The organism is Anaerolentibacter hominis, from assembly GCF_032380675.1.
GTDB lineage: Bacteria > Bacillota > Clostridia > Lachnospirales > Lachnospiraceae > Anaerolentibacter > Anaerolentibacter hominis.
Genome location: NZ_JAWDIX010000004.1, coordinates 1 through 14,779 on the forward strand (window position 1 = coordinate 1; position 14,779 = coordinate 14,779).

Annotated in this window: 11 protein-coding genes and 1 tRNA gene; 10 read left to right on the forward strand and 2 right to left on the reverse strand. The window is 49.1% G+C overall.

Translation table 11 applies throughout. The features are described 5' to 3' along the window. From ABCW47_RS12385 to ABCW47_RS12430, 10 genes are all read left to right on the forward strand, one after another. On the forward strand, positions 1-531 hold a 531-nt coding region (locus tag ABCW47_RS12385), incomplete at its 5' end, for a hypothetical protein (RefSeq protein ID WP_343210251.1). A gap of 216 nt (positions 532-747) precedes the next feature. Then, positions 748-818 (forward strand) — tRNA-Cys (locus ABCW47_RS12390). A gap of 95 nt (positions 819-913) precedes the next feature. Continuing rightward, positions 914-1,510 carry an SOS response-associated peptidase gene (locus tag ABCW47_RS12395; protein WP_343210252.1) on the forward strand — a complete coding sequence of 199 codons (597 nt, stop codon included), beginning with the start codon at positions 914-916 and terminating at the stop codon, positions 1,508-1,510. A gap of 117 nt (positions 1,511-1,627) precedes the next feature. Next, positions 1,628-2,584 (forward strand): MORN repeat-containing protein, encoded by a 957-nt coding sequence (locus ABCW47_RS12400; RefSeq protein ID WP_343210253.1) that lies wholly within the window; start codon positions 1,628-1,630, stop codon positions 2,582-2,584. Positions 2,585-2,718: 134 nt separating this feature from the next. Beyond that, positions 2,719-5,250: a leucine-rich repeat domain-containing protein gene (locus ABCW47_RS12405; RefSeq protein ID WP_343210254.1), complete on the forward strand. Its 2,532-nt coding sequence runs from the start codon at positions 2,719-2,721 to the stop codon at positions 5,248-5,250. Between the two features lie 273 nt (positions 5,251-5,523). After that, positions 5,524-6,261 carry a tyrosine-protein phosphatase gene (locus tag ABCW47_RS12410; RefSeq protein WP_343210255.1) on the forward strand — a complete coding sequence of 246 codons (738 nt, stop codon included), beginning with the start codon at positions 5,524-5,526 and terminating at the stop codon, positions 6,259-6,261. Positions 6,262-6,443: 182 nt separating this feature from the next. After that, positions 6,444-7,577 (forward strand): GntR family transcriptional regulator, encoded by a 1,134-nt coding sequence (locus ABCW47_RS12415; RefSeq protein WP_343210256.1) that lies wholly within the window; start codon positions 6,444-6,446, stop codon positions 7,575-7,577. Between the two features lie 15 nt (positions 7,578-7,592). Then, positions 7,593-9,269 (forward strand): ribulokinase, encoded by a 1,677-nt coding sequence (araB, locus tag ABCW47_RS12420; RefSeq protein ID WP_343210257.1) that lies wholly within the window; start codon positions 7,593-7,595, stop codon positions 9,267-9,269. Between the two features lie 8 nt (positions 9,270-9,277). Next, positions 9,278-9,967: an L-ribulose-5-phosphate 4-epimerase gene (locus ABCW47_RS12425; RefSeq protein ID WP_343210258.1), complete on the forward strand. Its 690-nt coding sequence runs from the start codon at positions 9,278-9,280 to the stop codon at positions 9,965-9,967. Between the two features lie 180 nt (positions 9,968-10,147). Further along, positions 10,148-11,875 (forward strand): hypothetical protein, encoded by a 1,728-nt coding sequence (locus ABCW47_RS12430; RefSeq protein WP_343210259.1) that lies wholly within the window; start codon positions 10,148-10,150, stop codon positions 11,873-11,875. A gap of 112 nt (positions 11,876-11,987) precedes the next feature. Here the strand turns inward: ABCW47_RS12430 and ABCW47_RS12435 are convergent, their stop codons facing one another. Together ABCW47_RS12435 and ABCW47_RS12440 are read right to left on the reverse strand one after the other, a co-directional pair. Then, positions 11,988-13,973 carry a sensor histidine kinase gene (locus tag ABCW47_RS12435; protein WP_343210260.1) on the reverse strand — a complete coding sequence of 662 codons (1,986 nt, stop codon included), beginning with the start codon at positions 13,971-13,973 and terminating at the stop codon, positions 11,988-11,990. Continuing rightward, entirely contained in the window at positions 13,963-14,670 is a 708-nt protein-coding gene (locus tag ABCW47_RS12440) for a response regulator transcription factor (protein WP_343210261.1), read from the reverse strand. Before ABCW47_RS12440 ends, ABCW47_RS12435 begins: the two co-directional genes overlap by 11 nt. Positions 14,671-14,779: the final 109 nt, after the last annotated feature.

Below are 14,779 nucleotides of genomic sequence, written 5' to 3' on the forward strand. Positions count from 1 at the left end.
ACCATGAGCATGGGAAGCACGGTATTCGCAAAGGATGTAACCGACAAGAGCACGACAGAAGTGACCAAGGATGGAACCAGCAATGACATGACGTTAAAGGGAACGGTAGGAGAGCCGGGGGCATCCTTAATCAGCGTGGTGCTGCCGTCCAGTATTAACTTCCAGATCGGGACTACAGCAACGGATGGATATTTTGATAAAATTATCTCATCAACAGGAACAATTACGAACAATTCCACAACGAAGGTGAAGATCGAGTTGGCAGAAGTAAGAGACGACGGAAAACTGTTAGATCTGGTAGACCTGGCGCTGGCACCGGATAAACTGGATATAACAGCCGCAATGGACAACAAGTTGTCTGTAGGAATGACAGCCAAACAGCTGGGAGATAACCTGGTACCAGGAGATAAGCTTAGTCTGAAAGTATATGGACAGGCCAAGACGGCGACAACGGTAGTAACCCCTGGTGACTATAATGTAGTAACCACGTTAAAGGTAACTGCAGTCCCTGATCCAGTAGAGGCACCGTAACAATACTACATACAAGAAAATTTAGAACCATAAGTATAAAACGAAACATTCTGTGCTTATTGTAAAAAGTGAAGGGAGCGTGAAAACGCTCCCTTCTAAAAATAACTTTAAAATAGGTTTCACGGAGAACCTTGACGAATAAATCACGCATTGTTATAATGAAAAAAACAGTTTGCCGTAATAAACAGGCTAAGACATACATATAATAGTTAACGTGGCGACATAGCCAAGTGGTAAGGCGCGGGTCTGCAACACCCTTATCGCCGGTTCAAATCCGGCTGTCGCCTCTATTGAAACAAGTTCAGCTCCCGTATAAATCGGGAGCTGTTCCTTTATCCGGAGTATAGTTATTCTCCTGGCGGAACAGCAGGTAAAGAGGTGAATGAGAATGTGCGGAAGATATTTTATAGATGAAGAAACAGCGCAAGAGATTGAAGAGATCATTAAAGAGGTGGATGCCAGGTTAAAGACAAACTTTGCCAGGAGGGATGTATATCCCAGCAATACCGCGGCTGTTCTGGTGCCAAACCAGGACAAGCTGTCGCTGGACTGGCAGAATTGGGGCTTTCCGGGGTTTGAGGGGAAGAAGCTGATCATCAATGCCAGGGCCGAGACCGCCATGGATCGAAGGATGTTCCGGGATAATGTGAGGAACCGGCGTTGTGTGATACCGGCCCGAGGATTTTATGAGTGGGATAAGGAGAAGAATAAAGTATCATTTGAACGGACAGATGAGAAGAGCCTGTTTATGGCAGGGTGCTATCAGAGGTTTGGTGAGGAGAGCCGGTTTGTGATCCTTACCACGGCTGCGAACCCATCTGTCAGCCCTGTCCATGGACGTATGCCTTTGATTTTGGAACGGGAGGCCGTGACAGACTGGCTTTTTAATGAAGAAAGAACGGAGGAATACCTTCATCGGGAACCCTGCCTTTTGAAACGCCGGATGGATTACTATCAGGAAAGCCTCTTTGATCTTTAATTGGTTTGGGATACACTGGTTTGACACCGTAAGCTTAATCTGCAAAATGCAGGAAAAAAGAGGTGCTGTCTTTTTTTACATTCGTATGATAAAATACAGGAAAAAGCGGGTGATCCCATGAAAAGAAAAACAGTGGTGTTTCTGCTCGGCTTTTTTCTATTTGCTTTAACGGGATGCAGCGGAAAAAAGTGGACAGAGGACATGGTATTTACGTTGAATTATAAGGAACAGCAGATTACAGGAACCTATACCGGGGATATCCGTTCCGGGCTGCCGGATGGGACAGGCACCTTTCGGTCGGATGAAACCGCCCCAATGAAACTGGAGTATGAGGGCCAGTGGGAAAAAGGGATGCTAAAAGGTGCCGGCGAGCTGTTTTGCGATCAATTTCATGTTCATTATGTGGATGCAGACCGGATCGGTACATATGAGGGGCAGGCGGTGGATGGGGTCGCAAGCGGATACGGTACATTCCGGGCCCAGAATAATATGTATGACTGGTATACCTACGAAGGAGAATGGGAGAACGATATTTTTAACGGAAAAGGAAAGATGGAGTATGATGACCCATTCTATAAGCTCCGGGAGGGAACCTATGTAAATGGGGAATTTCTTCCTACGGCAGAAGAATTCTATGCTTGTTACGGAACCTTTGCGCTGCTGGAATTTCATCCCAGTGAGAAGGCAAGAGAATTTTTAAAAGAACATGAGAACCTGTTCCCCGCAGATACAGAAAAGGAAGCGGCAGACTGTACGGATGAGAAAATCTTGTATCAGGAACTGGCAGCGGACCCAGAACAATATGGGGACAAGCTGTTTAGCAGCAGGGAATTTACTGTACTTCAAATAATTGAAGAGACGCCGGTTTGGGGACGGACGATTACGTCCTGTATCTTTACGGTTCCCGGGGAAGAGGAAACCTTTGCCTACTGTATTTATCTGGATAATCTGGACCATCTGAAAGAGGGGGACACCGTTACCTTCTATGGACTGCCTCTGGGAACGACTTCCTACCTGGATCAGAGGGGGGAACGGATTGCTTCCTATATGTTTGCGGGAGTGTGGATAAGTTAAGTTTTTGTTCTATATTTTGACCTTTTTTTGACAAGTTACGATTATAAGATGATAAAAAGGTCATAGGCCTTGCGGGAGCGTGTGATAATAGTTAACTGGTGATGCTTATACGGCAGAAAGGATTGAGCGTCAGAATGGATATTGAGGTTGAAAAGGGTAAGAGAGAAAATAGATTCTGGCTCAGGGCAGCTTTTCTATGTGTGCTGGCCTTGAGTTTTATCGTAATTGGAGACAGAGCGTCCCGTGTTTACGCAGCAGAAGCTGACAGAGCAGAATTTATTATTGAAAAAGGTGTTTTAAAAGAGTATAACGGCGAAAAGACATCGGTTACGATTCCATCGGGCGTTACCAGAATCGAAGCCTGGGCATTTCGGGATAATAAACAAATTACGAAGGTGACCATACCGGGTTCTGTGAAGGAAATCGGCACGGGTGCATTTTACGGCTGCACGAAGTTAAAAGAAACCGCGGTGAAAAGCGGAGTTGAAAAGATCGGCGCGCAGGCATTTTATGGGTGCACGGCACTGAGCAAAATATCCCTGCCAAAGAGTATCAGCAAGGTAGAGGAAAATGCATTTGCAAAGACAAAGTGGATGAACGGCTGCAAGGACAATTTTGTTATTCTCGGCGGCCGGATTCTGCTTGCCTATCAGGGAAAGGGGAGTGTGGTAACAATCCCGTCCAAGGTAGAGGTGATCGGCGAAAAGGCCTTTGCATATAATAAAAACCTGAAAAAAGTGACGATTACAAAAAATGTGAAGACAGTAGGAACCTTTGCGTTTTACGGCTGCCCGAAGCTGCAGACTGTAACCATGCAGTCCGGAGTGCGGAAACTGGAATTTGGAGCTTTCTATGATTGCAGGAAACTATCAGGCATAACCATTCCTAAGACAGTTACCTCGATTGCCCAGGATGTGTTCTATAATACAAAGTGGCTGAAAGAAAGCAAAAAGGAATTCCTTGTAGCTGGAAATGGGATTCTGATCAAATATAATGGTAAGGGCGGGAAAGTTACGATCCCTTCTACGGTAAAGAGTATTTATCAGGATGCTTTTTTGGGAAATGAGAAAATTACTGAGGTAAAAATTCCAAAGAGCGTGAAATTAATTGGAGAAAATGCATTTGCCAATTGCAAAAAGCTGAAAAAGGTAACGTTGAGCGAAGGGCTGACAACCATTGACCGATATGCCTTTATGGGATGCGAAAAGCTGGAGAAAATCACAATACCGGCAAGCGTCAGGACGATTGACAACGAGGCGTTTTGTTATTGCACCGGCCTGAGGACAGTGACGATAAAATCCGGAAGCAAGTTAAAAACCCTGGGAAAGGGGGCCTTTAAGAGCTGCCGTGCGTTGGAGAAGATTGTTCTTCCCGACGGGATTAAGAAAATAGAAGATGAAACCTTCATGAACTGCACCAGTTTAAAAACAGCGGTACTTCCCAAATCAGTAGTCAGCCTTGGGACGAGTGCCTTCATGAACTGCAGCGAACTGGTTCAGGTAAGTCTCCCTGAAAAACTGGAAGCTATTGGTTCAGCCAGCTTTTATCTTTGTGTCAAGCTGGAATCCATTATTTTGCCGGAGAGTATCCGGACAATCGGCGGCAGCGCTTTCGGCGGCTGTGCTTCCCTGAAAAAAGTGATACTTCCTGCCGGACTTAAAGTGATAGAAACTGAATTATTTTTGAACTGTACCGGCTTGACGCAGGTAAGCGTGCCGGATTCGGTGACGGAGATAAAAGACCGGGCATTTAAGGGCTGTACACAGCTGGAAGTAATAGAGGGCATGAAGGGAGTACAGACAGTCGGGGAATACATTCTGGATGGAACGGCTTATCTGGAAAACTATCCGGACCGGTTCCTGATGATCAATCATGTGCTGACGGCCTATACGGGCAAAGACCGTAGCGTCTCTATTCCCTATGGTGTGGAGCGGATAGCGCCGTATGCGTTCTACGATAATGACACTTTGATTTATGTTGTCATTCCTTCTACAGTGCGTGAGATCGGGATGCATGCATTTGAGAAGTGTTCCGTCCTGGAAAGTGTGACGATTGAAAACGGTACGGAAGAAATCGGGACATATGCCTTTTTTGAAGCGGAAAAGCTGCGCAGTGTGAAGCTGCCCGACAGTGTAAAGTCCGTGGGCGGCAGAGCCTTTGCTTCCTGCGCGAGTCTGGAACAGGTTGTTCTTCCTGCCGGTGAGGTGGATTATGGCTACAACCCGTTTGAAGGAACAAAATGGGTGGAAAAGTACAGCTCAGATTTTGTTACGGCGCCAGACGGCACACTGCTGGTCTACAAGGGTACGGATAAGAAAGTAGTGATTCCGGAGACGGTAACCAGAATTGCGTCGGAAGTATTTGCCGACTCCCAGATCGAAGAAATTATCATACCGGGAACGGTGAAAACCATAGAGGACCGGGCTTTCTTCTTCTCATCGGTGGCAAAGGTGACGATGGAGGAGGGGACAGAGAAAATCGGTGACTACGCCTTTGCAGACTGCCATCTGCTGAAAGAGATTACACTGCCCTCCAGCCTGAAGCAGTATGGAAAGGGAGTTTTCAGCTGTGAGGAAGAGCTTGCCGGCGTCACTGCAATCTGCAGGAAGGGGACTGTGGCAGCGGAGCTGGCAGAGTTCTGGGATTTTAAAATTGTGGAGCCATAATATTTAAATGAAACGTGATAAGAGGGCCGGGGGGATTTTGCCGCGGCCCTCTTGCTATAGAAAAATCTGTATGGCGGTAAATATTGAGGTGAACGGGACAATGAGGAGGTTTTAGACTAACGATGCAGAAGATGGATTGCCCCTGTAAACGGGTGAAGTGTAAAAGGTTTGGAAAATGCGACGAGTGCAGAGAACATCATGAGGGGAAAAGGCTTCCGCCTTACTGTGAACAGAAAACGAAAAAAAGAGAAAAGGAAGGAAAGGAAAAGTAAAATGATAAAAAACTACCGAAGGCTGCCGCTTACCAATGCTTATAATGTGAGAGATATGGGAGGTTACCCCTGCCGGGAAGGAATGACCCGTTATCATAGGCTATACCGGGCGGACAGTCCCCATATGCTGTCGGAGGATGAATGGAAACTGCTTTTCTCCTGTGGGGTCAGATCGGTGATTGATCTGAGGTCTTACGGCGAACGGCAGGTGCAGTGCTATGAAACTGCCGGGACAGGGATCAGAGTTATCTCATTGCCTATGCAGAAAGAAGATATGGATTTTAAAAACATGGACCGCTATCTGGCGGAGAGTGGTTTTATGCACAGTATGATGGAGGGCTACACCAATATTTTATCTAAGAATAAGGAACGTATAGCAGAAATCTTAAATTGCGTGTGCGGGTGCCTGCCAGAGGGAGCAGTCCTGTTCCACTGTACGGCGGGAAAGGACCGTACCGGTATACTGGCAGCCCTGGTTTATCTTCTCTGCGGTGTGGAATCGGCGGATATTGTGGCGGATTACCAGGTGAGCGTGACCTATAATCAGAGGAACCTGCAAAATAAAATGCTGGGGAAAGGGCCTGCGGACCTGCTGGACTCCAGGGCGGAAACCATGTGGGAGCTGCTCGGGTACATAGAGGAACAGCAGGTGATAGAAAGCTTGTATAAAAATGGTCTGAATCCAGAATGTGGGGAGATACTTACTCATTATTTTGTCGAGAAAGAGCACGCTGATTGAGGATAATGCAGAAAACCCGTAAAATACCATGGCTGAGGCGAGTATTCCCTTGTCCATCGACTAGCATCGGTGCAGATAAAAAAGTGAGCCCGCAGCCGTAAAATGGATGAACAACTTGTAGAGAGAAGCATACAAGTTGTAAAATGGAAAAAAGGCCCATAGATGATGGAGAAAAGTTTGATATGACAAATGAAAAAGGAAAGACAAAGTATTTTTCTCTGATGGAGCAGCTGAAAGAGGATATTACTTCGGGGAAAATTAAGCCGGGAGAGAAGCTGCCCTCGGAGAACGAGCTTTCCGACCGGTATCACTTAAGCCGTCATACGGTTCGCAAGGCGCTTGCCATACTGATTAATGAGGGATATGTGGTGGCAGAACACGGGCGGGGAACGTTCTGTTCCGAGCGGATGCGCCATATGAAGCAGTCCCGCAATATCGCGGTCATTACCACATATCTTTCTGATTACATATTTCCCCGGCTGATCCAGGGGATTGACCGGGTGCTGACGGCGAACGGATACAGTATCATTTTAAAAAATACCGGGAACAGCCGGACAAATGAGGCCAGGGCGCTGGAAGACATTTTGACAAAGGATATTGATGGACTTATCATCGAGCCCAGCAAAAGCCAGATTTTATGCCGCCATATGAACTTGTATGGACTTCTGGATGAATATGAGATTCCCTATATCTTTATTCAGGGCTTTTATCCCCAGATGGAGGAAAAGCCCCATATCCTGATGGATGACTGCCGGGGCGGCTATCTGGTTACAAAATACCTTCTGGATACAGGGCATAAGAAGATCGCGGGTATCTTTAAAGCGGACGACAGTCAGGGGAGCGAGCGGCACAAGGGATACGTGCAGGCCATTCAGGAAGCGGGAATCCCCTATGATCCGGATATGGTAGTCTGGTTTCACACGGAGGACCGGAGAACCAAACCGGCCCTGATGGCTGTGCGGATGGCGGAGCAGGGCAGATTGCCGGACGGATTTGTCTGCTATAATGATCAGATTGCCCTGGAGGTTATAAAGGCCCTGAGGGAAAAGCGGGTTCGCATACCGGAGGATGTATCGGTGACAGGGTATGATAATTCTGCAATTTCGGAGAATGGGATTATCAATCTGACTACCATCGTCCACCCGCAGGAAAGACTGGGAGAGATGGCTGCCGAGTTATTGCTGGAACAGATGAATCATATCCCGCTGGAACAGAGCAGGGTGGAGAGAATGATTCAGCCGGAATTAATTGTGAGGGATTCCACGCGGATACGGAATGAAGCCCGCGGGCAGGAAGCTGCCGGGGATATAATATAAAGGAGAATGAGCGGAATGGGTAAGAAATATTCAATTGGAGTGGACTATGGAACACTTTCGGGCAGGGCGGTACTGGTGGATGTTTCCAATGGGGAAGTGATTGCCCAGGCAACAAAAGAATATACACATGGAGCGATGGAAGAGTTCCTTCCGGACGGTACCAGACTGGAGCCGGACTGGGCGCTGCAGGACCCGAAGGATTATATTCTGGTACTGGAAGAGACGATACCGGCTGTGCTGAAGCAGACCGGGGTAAAGGCGGAGGATGTGATCGGCATTGCCATAGATTTCACGGCCTGCACTATGCTTCCGGTGGATCAGGAAGGTACGCCTCTGTGCATGAAGGAGGGGCTTGAGAAGGTTCCTCATGTCTGGATCAAATTATGGAAGCATCACGCCGCCCAGTATGAGGCAAACAAATTGAACCGGATTGCCACAGAGCGGGGAGAAGACTTCCTGGTGCGGTACGGCGGCAAGATCTCTTCAGAATGGATGATTCCGAAAATCATGCAGATTCTGGATGAAGCGCCGGAAATCTATGAGATGGCGGACCGGTTTATGGAGGCTACCGACTGGGTAACCATGCAGATGACGGGAAAAGAAGTAAGGAACAGCTGTACAGCCGGGTACAAGGCTATCTGGCACAAGCAGAAGGGATATCCGTCTAAGGATTTCTTTAAGGCGCTGGACCCAAGGCTTGAAAATGTAGTGGAAGACAAACTGAGCACCGATATTCATTCCCTGGGTGAAAAAGCAGGGGAACTGACGGAAGCAATGGCTGAGAGAATCGGGCTTCTGCCTGGAACAGCGGTGGGCGTAGCCAATGTAGATGCCCATGTATCCGTGCCCGCGGTGGGAATTACCGAGCCAGGCAAGTATTTGATGATTATGGGGACATCTACCTGCTGTATTCTCCTTGGAACCGAGGAAAAGATGGTTCCGGGTATGTGCGGCGTGGTCGAGGACGGTGTGATGCCGGGATTTTATGGCTATGAGGCGGGCCAGTCCTGTGTGGGCGATCACTTTGACTGGTTTGTGAAAAACTGTGTGCCGAAGGCCTACTATGAGGAAGCACAACAAAAGGGGATGAATATTCATCAGCTTCTCACCGAGAAGGCTTCCAAATTGAAAATAGGGGAGAGCGGCCTTCTGGCACTGGACTGGTGGAATGGAAACCGCTCCTGTTTGGTGGATGTGGATTTGACCGGAATGATGCTAGGCATGACGCTGACCACCAAACCGGAGGAGATGTACCGGGCTTTAATTGAGGCCACAGCCTATGGACAGAATATGATTATTGAGACCTTTGAACAGTCGGGGGTACCGATTGACGAACTCTATGCCTGCGGCGGAATTTCCAAGAAAAATCCGATGATGATGCAGATCTACGCGGATGTAACCGGCAAGGAGATCTTTATCGGAGCTTCGGATCAGACTCCGGCCCTGGGTTCTGCCATGTTCGGAGCGGTGGCGGCCGGAAAAGAAAAGGGCGGGTACGATTCTATCTTTGACGCGGCTAAGGTGATGGGCCATGTGGAAGAAAAGACTTACAGGCCTATTCCGGAAAATGTTGAGGCTTACAAGGCGCTGTATCAGGAGTTTAAACTTCTCCACGATTATTTCGGGCGGGGAGGCAACGATGTGATGAAGCGGCTTAAGAAGATCAAAGCGGACGCCCGCAGGGAGGCATAAGAGCAGTTATGTTAGAAGAGTTAAAGCAGATTGTATATGAAGCGAATATGGAGCTGCCCCGGAGGGGGCTTGTGACCTACACCTGGGGAAATGTAAGCCAGATTGACCGGGAGACCGGATACTTTGTCATTAAACCCAGCGGTGTGGACTATGATAAAATGACCCCTGAGGATATGGTGGTCATGGATTTAAACGGCAATAAGATAGAAGGACTCCTCAATCCTTCCTCCGACACGCTGACGCACGTGGAACTTTATAAGGCGTTTGCGGATATCGGGGGTATTGTACATACCCATTCCCCCTGGGCAACATCGTGGGCCCAGGCGGGAAAGAGTATTCCATGCTATGGAACGACCCATGCGGATTATTTTTATGGGGAGATTCCCTGCGCAAGGAATCTGACCGGGGAAGAAATAGAAGAAGGATATGAGAAAAATACTGGTGTTGTTATCGTAGAAACCTTTGCCGGGAATAACCCGGTGTACTGTCCGGGGGTGTTGTGCAAAAACCACGGCCCCTTTACCTGGGGGAAGGATGCGGCAGAAGCGGTACACAACGCGGTTGTCCTGGAAGAGGTGGCCAAGATGGCAGGCAGGACTGAGATGTTAAACCGGCAGGTGCAGGAGGCTCCGCAGAATATTCAAAATAAGCATTTTTTCAGAAAACACGGCGCCAATGCCTATTACGGACAGAATTAGATAGCAGACGGCTGTATTCAGGGGAGAAGCAGGCGGATGTAAGCCATGCCAATATGGCGGCAATGAAGAGGGAGGAAGAGCGATGTCTTTTCCTCTCTTTTTCTTGCTTTCATAGTCTGATTTGAGTAAACTAAAAGAAAACGCGGAGGAAAGGGCATAGAATGGGGGATGAAGTTACAGATGAGAAAAGTACGAATTGGATTGATGTGCGCATTGCTTACCATTCTTGCCGGCAGCACGTTTGGTGCTCAGACTTCCCGGGCCCTTGAGGGAAATGGGCTGCTGTCTCCCTTTGAATCCCTGCTGGAGGAAGCAAAGCAGACCGGAGTGCTGTCGCTCACAGAGGATATTTTGATTGATGGAGTCCTCCGTGTACAGACGGCTTACGGGGATTACCCCGGAGGGATTACGATTGAGACAAATGGATATCAAATCGTGGTGGGGCAGGACGCGGAGCTGGTGCTGGATGCCCAATATGCATCGGAAGAGCAGAGGATCAATATAGAAGGTGACTTAACCACAGAGGGTATTTTCCAGGTAAAACCCGGAGGCTATCTTCAACTTGCAGAAGTTTGCTTTCGGGGAAATGGTGAAGGTGTGGCGGTTGTACAGGAGGACGGGGGGATCTATCTTCATGGGGATTCTTTTCTGATGCGGGAGGGGCAAACGGACCCGGCAGCAGGTGAGGAAGCCGGTATTTTAGATCCGGTAAGAGAGCCGGTTCCCGCCCGCTATGGCTGTCCGGTTGCCGGTGAGATGGCGCAGGAAAAGGATGACATAATATGGTTTCAACCGGGAGATTCTGCTGAGACATTGAAAGAAAAGCTGCCTCAGAGCATAGATATATGGGTTGTTAAGAATGGGGAAAGAATAAGGCAGAGCCTGACAGCAAAATTCCCGGTGGAGCAGTATGAAGAAGATCTGGCGGCGGGAAATGATTTTCAAATTGTACCCTTGCTATATAACGATGGGGGAGAGCAGATTCCTGTTTTTGTGCCCGGAGAGAACTTAAAGGGGGAAATAAGAGCTGCACAGTGGCAGCTTTGCTATGCGGAAGGAGCCGCAGCTGTTCAGATAACAAGTTTTACTTTCCGCAGGGCGGCAAGCGGCTGGGGAGCGGTGACGATATTCTTTGACACGCCGGCGGGTGCCAGCCTGCTGAAGGTTCAATGTTCTTCTGACGGGGGTGAAACGTGGGAAGAGGAAATTATCCAGTCACCGGAGACTGCAAAAAGCTGGTTTACCGCGGTGCCGGACTTTCAGCCGAGATTATACCGGCTTGTGGTGGAGGGCGGCCCAAGCGAGGGCATCTCAGAGGCGGTTATGATACCGGAAGAGACGGTTGGGAACGTTGCAAAGCCGGATGAGAATGAAGATGCCGGAGGAAACAGAGGGGGAGGGACCGGAGTGATACCCCCGCAGAGAGAGCAGGAGGACACCAAAGAACAGGAACAGAAAGAGGATATTGCGATGCCGGCGCTGAAGGACCTTCCATGGAAGGATGGAACGGATGGCCAGGCAGTAACAGAGCAGGAGGATGAGATTTATAATACGCTGGAAAGTTCTGAACAGGCGGAGAAAGAGCAAAAAGCGATGCTGGATTCAGACAGGACTGTGCCAGATGTTCAGAGAACAGACGGAACGGACAGCGGTGTGCCGGGACAGAAAGAGCAGGCCGGCAGCGCTGTCAAAGAGCCCGATGAAAATAGTGCAGAGCAGGCTGGACAGGAAGAAACTGCAGCCCGTGATACTGCGGTTCCCGGTGCGGCTGTCAATATACCGGCTGTTAATGCCGGAAACAGCCGGGCGGATGTTGCGGCAGGAGTCACAATTTGTATTCTCCTGACAGCGGGAGTGTTTACCCTTACCGGTCCGGTATGGAACCGATTTACAAGAGGAAATAAATAATATCAGAGATTCTGAGATACACAAAGGGGCTGTTGCAGAAAGATAAATCATACCCAGAAACTAGGAGGATGTTGCAAAATGTTTCATTTTGCAACATCCTCTTTGTTATCGTCTAAATATCTTCTGTATTCATTTGCATGAGCGGCAGCACTATGGTGAAGATCGTGCCGGTTCCGGGCTCCGAGGAGACAGATATCGTTCCGCTGTGCTCCAATACGGCAGACCGGGCAATGAATAAACCAAGGCCGCTGCCTCCGGCCCGTTTGCTGAAATGACGGTCGAAGATTTTCGGCAGGTCTTCCGGTGAAATACCGGGGCCCGTATCCGAGACGGTCAGGACAGCATTTTCTTCCTGACTGGACAACCGGAGGGATATGCTGCCGCCCTCTCCGATGAGACCTGCGGCATTGTAGACCAGATTTTCCAGCATATGGGTGAGCCGGCGCCTGTCTCCCCGGATATACAGCTCTTTCCGGGGAAGATAAAGGTGAAAGTCGGCACCGATTACCTCGATATCGGGCTTATTTAAACGATGATATTCGGATAGGAAATCGTTCAGACAGACCGGTTCCGGACAAAACGGAGCTTCATCCGCTGCCGAAAAGGCCTGCAGTTCATAGATTTTATCCTTCATATCTTCATATTTTTGTTCGATTACCTCCAGGTATTCCAACAGCTCATCATCCAGTTCCACTTCGTTAAAACGGATTGCCTGGATGTAGTTATTTAATGTGGTCAGAGGGGCCTTCAGATCGTGGATGGATTCCGAGAGAAAATGTTTTCTCTCCTGAAGCTGAAGGGACAGATTTTCGGTTTGTTTCTCTACTTCCTGCTGAAGATCTGCCGTAAGCACCCGATTTTCTGCTATGAGCCTTCTGGATTCCAGTGCCACGAGAAAGGCGTAGAATAAAATAAGAACCATCCCGCCGTACTCTTCCGGCCATCCGGTGCGGGTCGGCTCAAAATAATTAATACTAAGTGTTCCTGCTAACAGTAATGCGGAAAATATTGTACAGCCGCTTAGGACTAGTCCCGAATACTGTAAGCCGCTCTTAGACCGTCCAAACCAGGCGCAGAGGAGCAGGTAAAGTGCGCAGAGAATCCGAATGATGGTCACAATCCAGGAATATACGGGCAAAAAGCCGGGAAGAACCGGCAGCAGCGGAGGGATTACAATGCTGATCAGGCACATGGACCAGACGGAAGGTCTTATCAGGCTGCGGTACCATCGGCTGCGGGAAAAACCACACAGCTGTGTGCAGACGGATATTGCCGAGCCGAGCATCAGATAAAAGCTTACATCCTCCAGAGCGTAGAGGGAAGATGTGAGCGGGGCTCCCAGTAGGCGGAAAAAGGGATACGCTGTGTGAATTGCAAAAAACAAAGCAAATATTCCCAGCCGGTATCCGGTGCGAAGATCCCGGTGAAACAGCCAGAACCCCAGACATAGGAACGCGATGGAAAGTGCTGTAAAGCAGCAGAAGCCATAAAAAAGAAGTCTTGTCCCTGTCATACGCTGGATCGTATCAGACGTTCCAAGAGACGGAGGATAAAACATACCTCCGAAATAATGAGTGTGATTCGCCGTCTGCACCACGATTTCTGTCTCCTGACAGGCGGGAAATGAAACGGTCAGATCCCGGACAAGGGGATGGTAGGGATCAAGTGTACCGGCTCCTGCCGCCTGTTCTCCGTTTATCCACACGGCAGAGGCGCACAAAAGCTCAGGAAAATATAGGCTCAGCACCTCTTCTTTCCCTGTATAGGATACGGTCAGCCGGTAGGTGGCCTCCCCGTAGGGGGACCCTGTGAGCCAGGTGAAATTGGAGTATTCCCCGATAAAAGTAACGGACCGGCCGGAGGCGGAGAATTGATCAGGAGGGACTAATCCAGGGCTGGCCTCCCAGCCGTCGATTAAAAACAAAGGAGAACGGATGTCCCCGTCTGTCACAACAAGGGTGCCGTTCTGGCCTCTGACGCCATCCCGGGTATATTTATTATCCAAGTGAAACAGAAGATTGAATATCAGAATTGCCCCCAATAGAGAGCCAACGATTAGAATAACGGATCGTTTGTTGTTTCGGAAACTATGTTTCATCGGGAGGCACCCCCTGACAATCCGGCGGTACAAACTGATAACCCCTGCCCCGCACAGTACAGATATAGCTGTGGGAAGGACAGAGGGCGTCGAGCCGCTGGCGGATGCGGGACATATGTACGTGCATATTGTGAATATTGTCTCCCAACGGCGCGTTCCAGATACGGTCGTATAGCTGGGCATAAGAAAATACTTGTCCCGGATGCCCGGCCAGGAAGACTAAAATTTTAAACTCCACTGCGGTCAGCCTGGCCTGTTCCTTCCCGTTGGTGACAATACACTGCCCAAGATCAATAGTAAGGCCGGGGAATTTCATGATTTTCGCCGGCTCCTCTCCGCGGCGGCGCCGGATGCGGATGCGGCAGCGCAGTTCCAGTTCAGGAAGGCTGTAAGGCTTGCAGATGTAATCGTCCCCGCCCACAAGCAGGCCGCGTATCCGGCTCTGCTCCTGTGTGAACGCGGACAGGAACAGGATAGGAAGATCGGTGTTCTCCCGGACCTCCCTGCACAGCTCGAACCCGCTGGCATCCGGAAGATCCACATCCAGGATCAGGCAGTCCAGCGAGGTGTAAGCCAGAATTTCTCTGGCCTGTCCGGCGTTTTCTGCACAAAATACACGGTAGCCTTTATTTTCAAAGAAGTGCTTATTTACTTTAATAATGTCAGGATCGTCGTCCACCATTAATACCTGGTACATTGCATCATTATCCCCTCGGCCATTTTTATTTAGTATATCATAATGAGCCGTCCTTTGCCGATGGAAAAGGGTGGCGATTTCTCAAGATTTCCTCAAGTTTAGCCGGATA

Excerpts from the sequence above, each read along its gene's own strand:
- ABCW47_RS12395 (WP_343210252.1), top strand. The coding sequence starts at position 914 with ATGAGAATGTGCGGAAGATATTTTATAGATGAAGAAACAGCGCAAGAG.
- ABCW47_RS12400 (WP_343210253.1), top strand. The coding sequence starts at position 1,628 with ATGAAAAGAAAAACAGTGGTGTTTCTGCTCGGCTTTTTTCTATTTGCT.
- ABCW47_RS12405 (WP_343210254.1), top strand. The coding sequence starts at position 2,719 with ATGGATATTGAGGTTGAAAAGGGTAAGAGAGAAAATAGATTCTGGCTC.
- ABCW47_RS12410 (WP_343210255.1), top strand. The coding sequence starts at position 5,524 with ATGATAAAAAACTACCGAAGGCTGCCGCTTACCAATGCTTATAATGTG.
- ABCW47_RS12415 (WP_343210256.1), top strand. The coding sequence starts at position 6,444 with ATGACAAATGAAAAAGGAAAGACAAAGTATTTTTCTCTGATGGAGCAG.
- araB (WP_343210257.1), top strand. The coding sequence starts at position 7,593 with ATGGGTAAGAAATATTCAATTGGAGTGGACTATGGAACACTTTCGGGC.
- ABCW47_RS12425 (WP_343210258.1), top strand. The coding sequence starts at position 9,278 with ATGTTAGAAGAGTTAAAGCAGATTGTATATGAAGCGAATATGGAGCTG.
- ABCW47_RS12430 (WP_343210259.1), top strand. The coding sequence starts at position 10,148 with ATGAGAAAAGTACGAATTGGATTGATGTGCGCATTGCTTACCATTCTT.
- ABCW47_RS12435 (WP_343210260.1), bottom strand. The coding sequence starts at position 13,973 with ATGAAACATAGTTTCCGAAACAACAAACGATCCGTTATTCTAATCGTT.
- ABCW47_RS12440 (WP_343210261.1), bottom strand. The coding sequence starts at position 14,670 with ATGTACCAGGTATTAATGGTGGACGACGATCCTGACATTATTAAAGTA.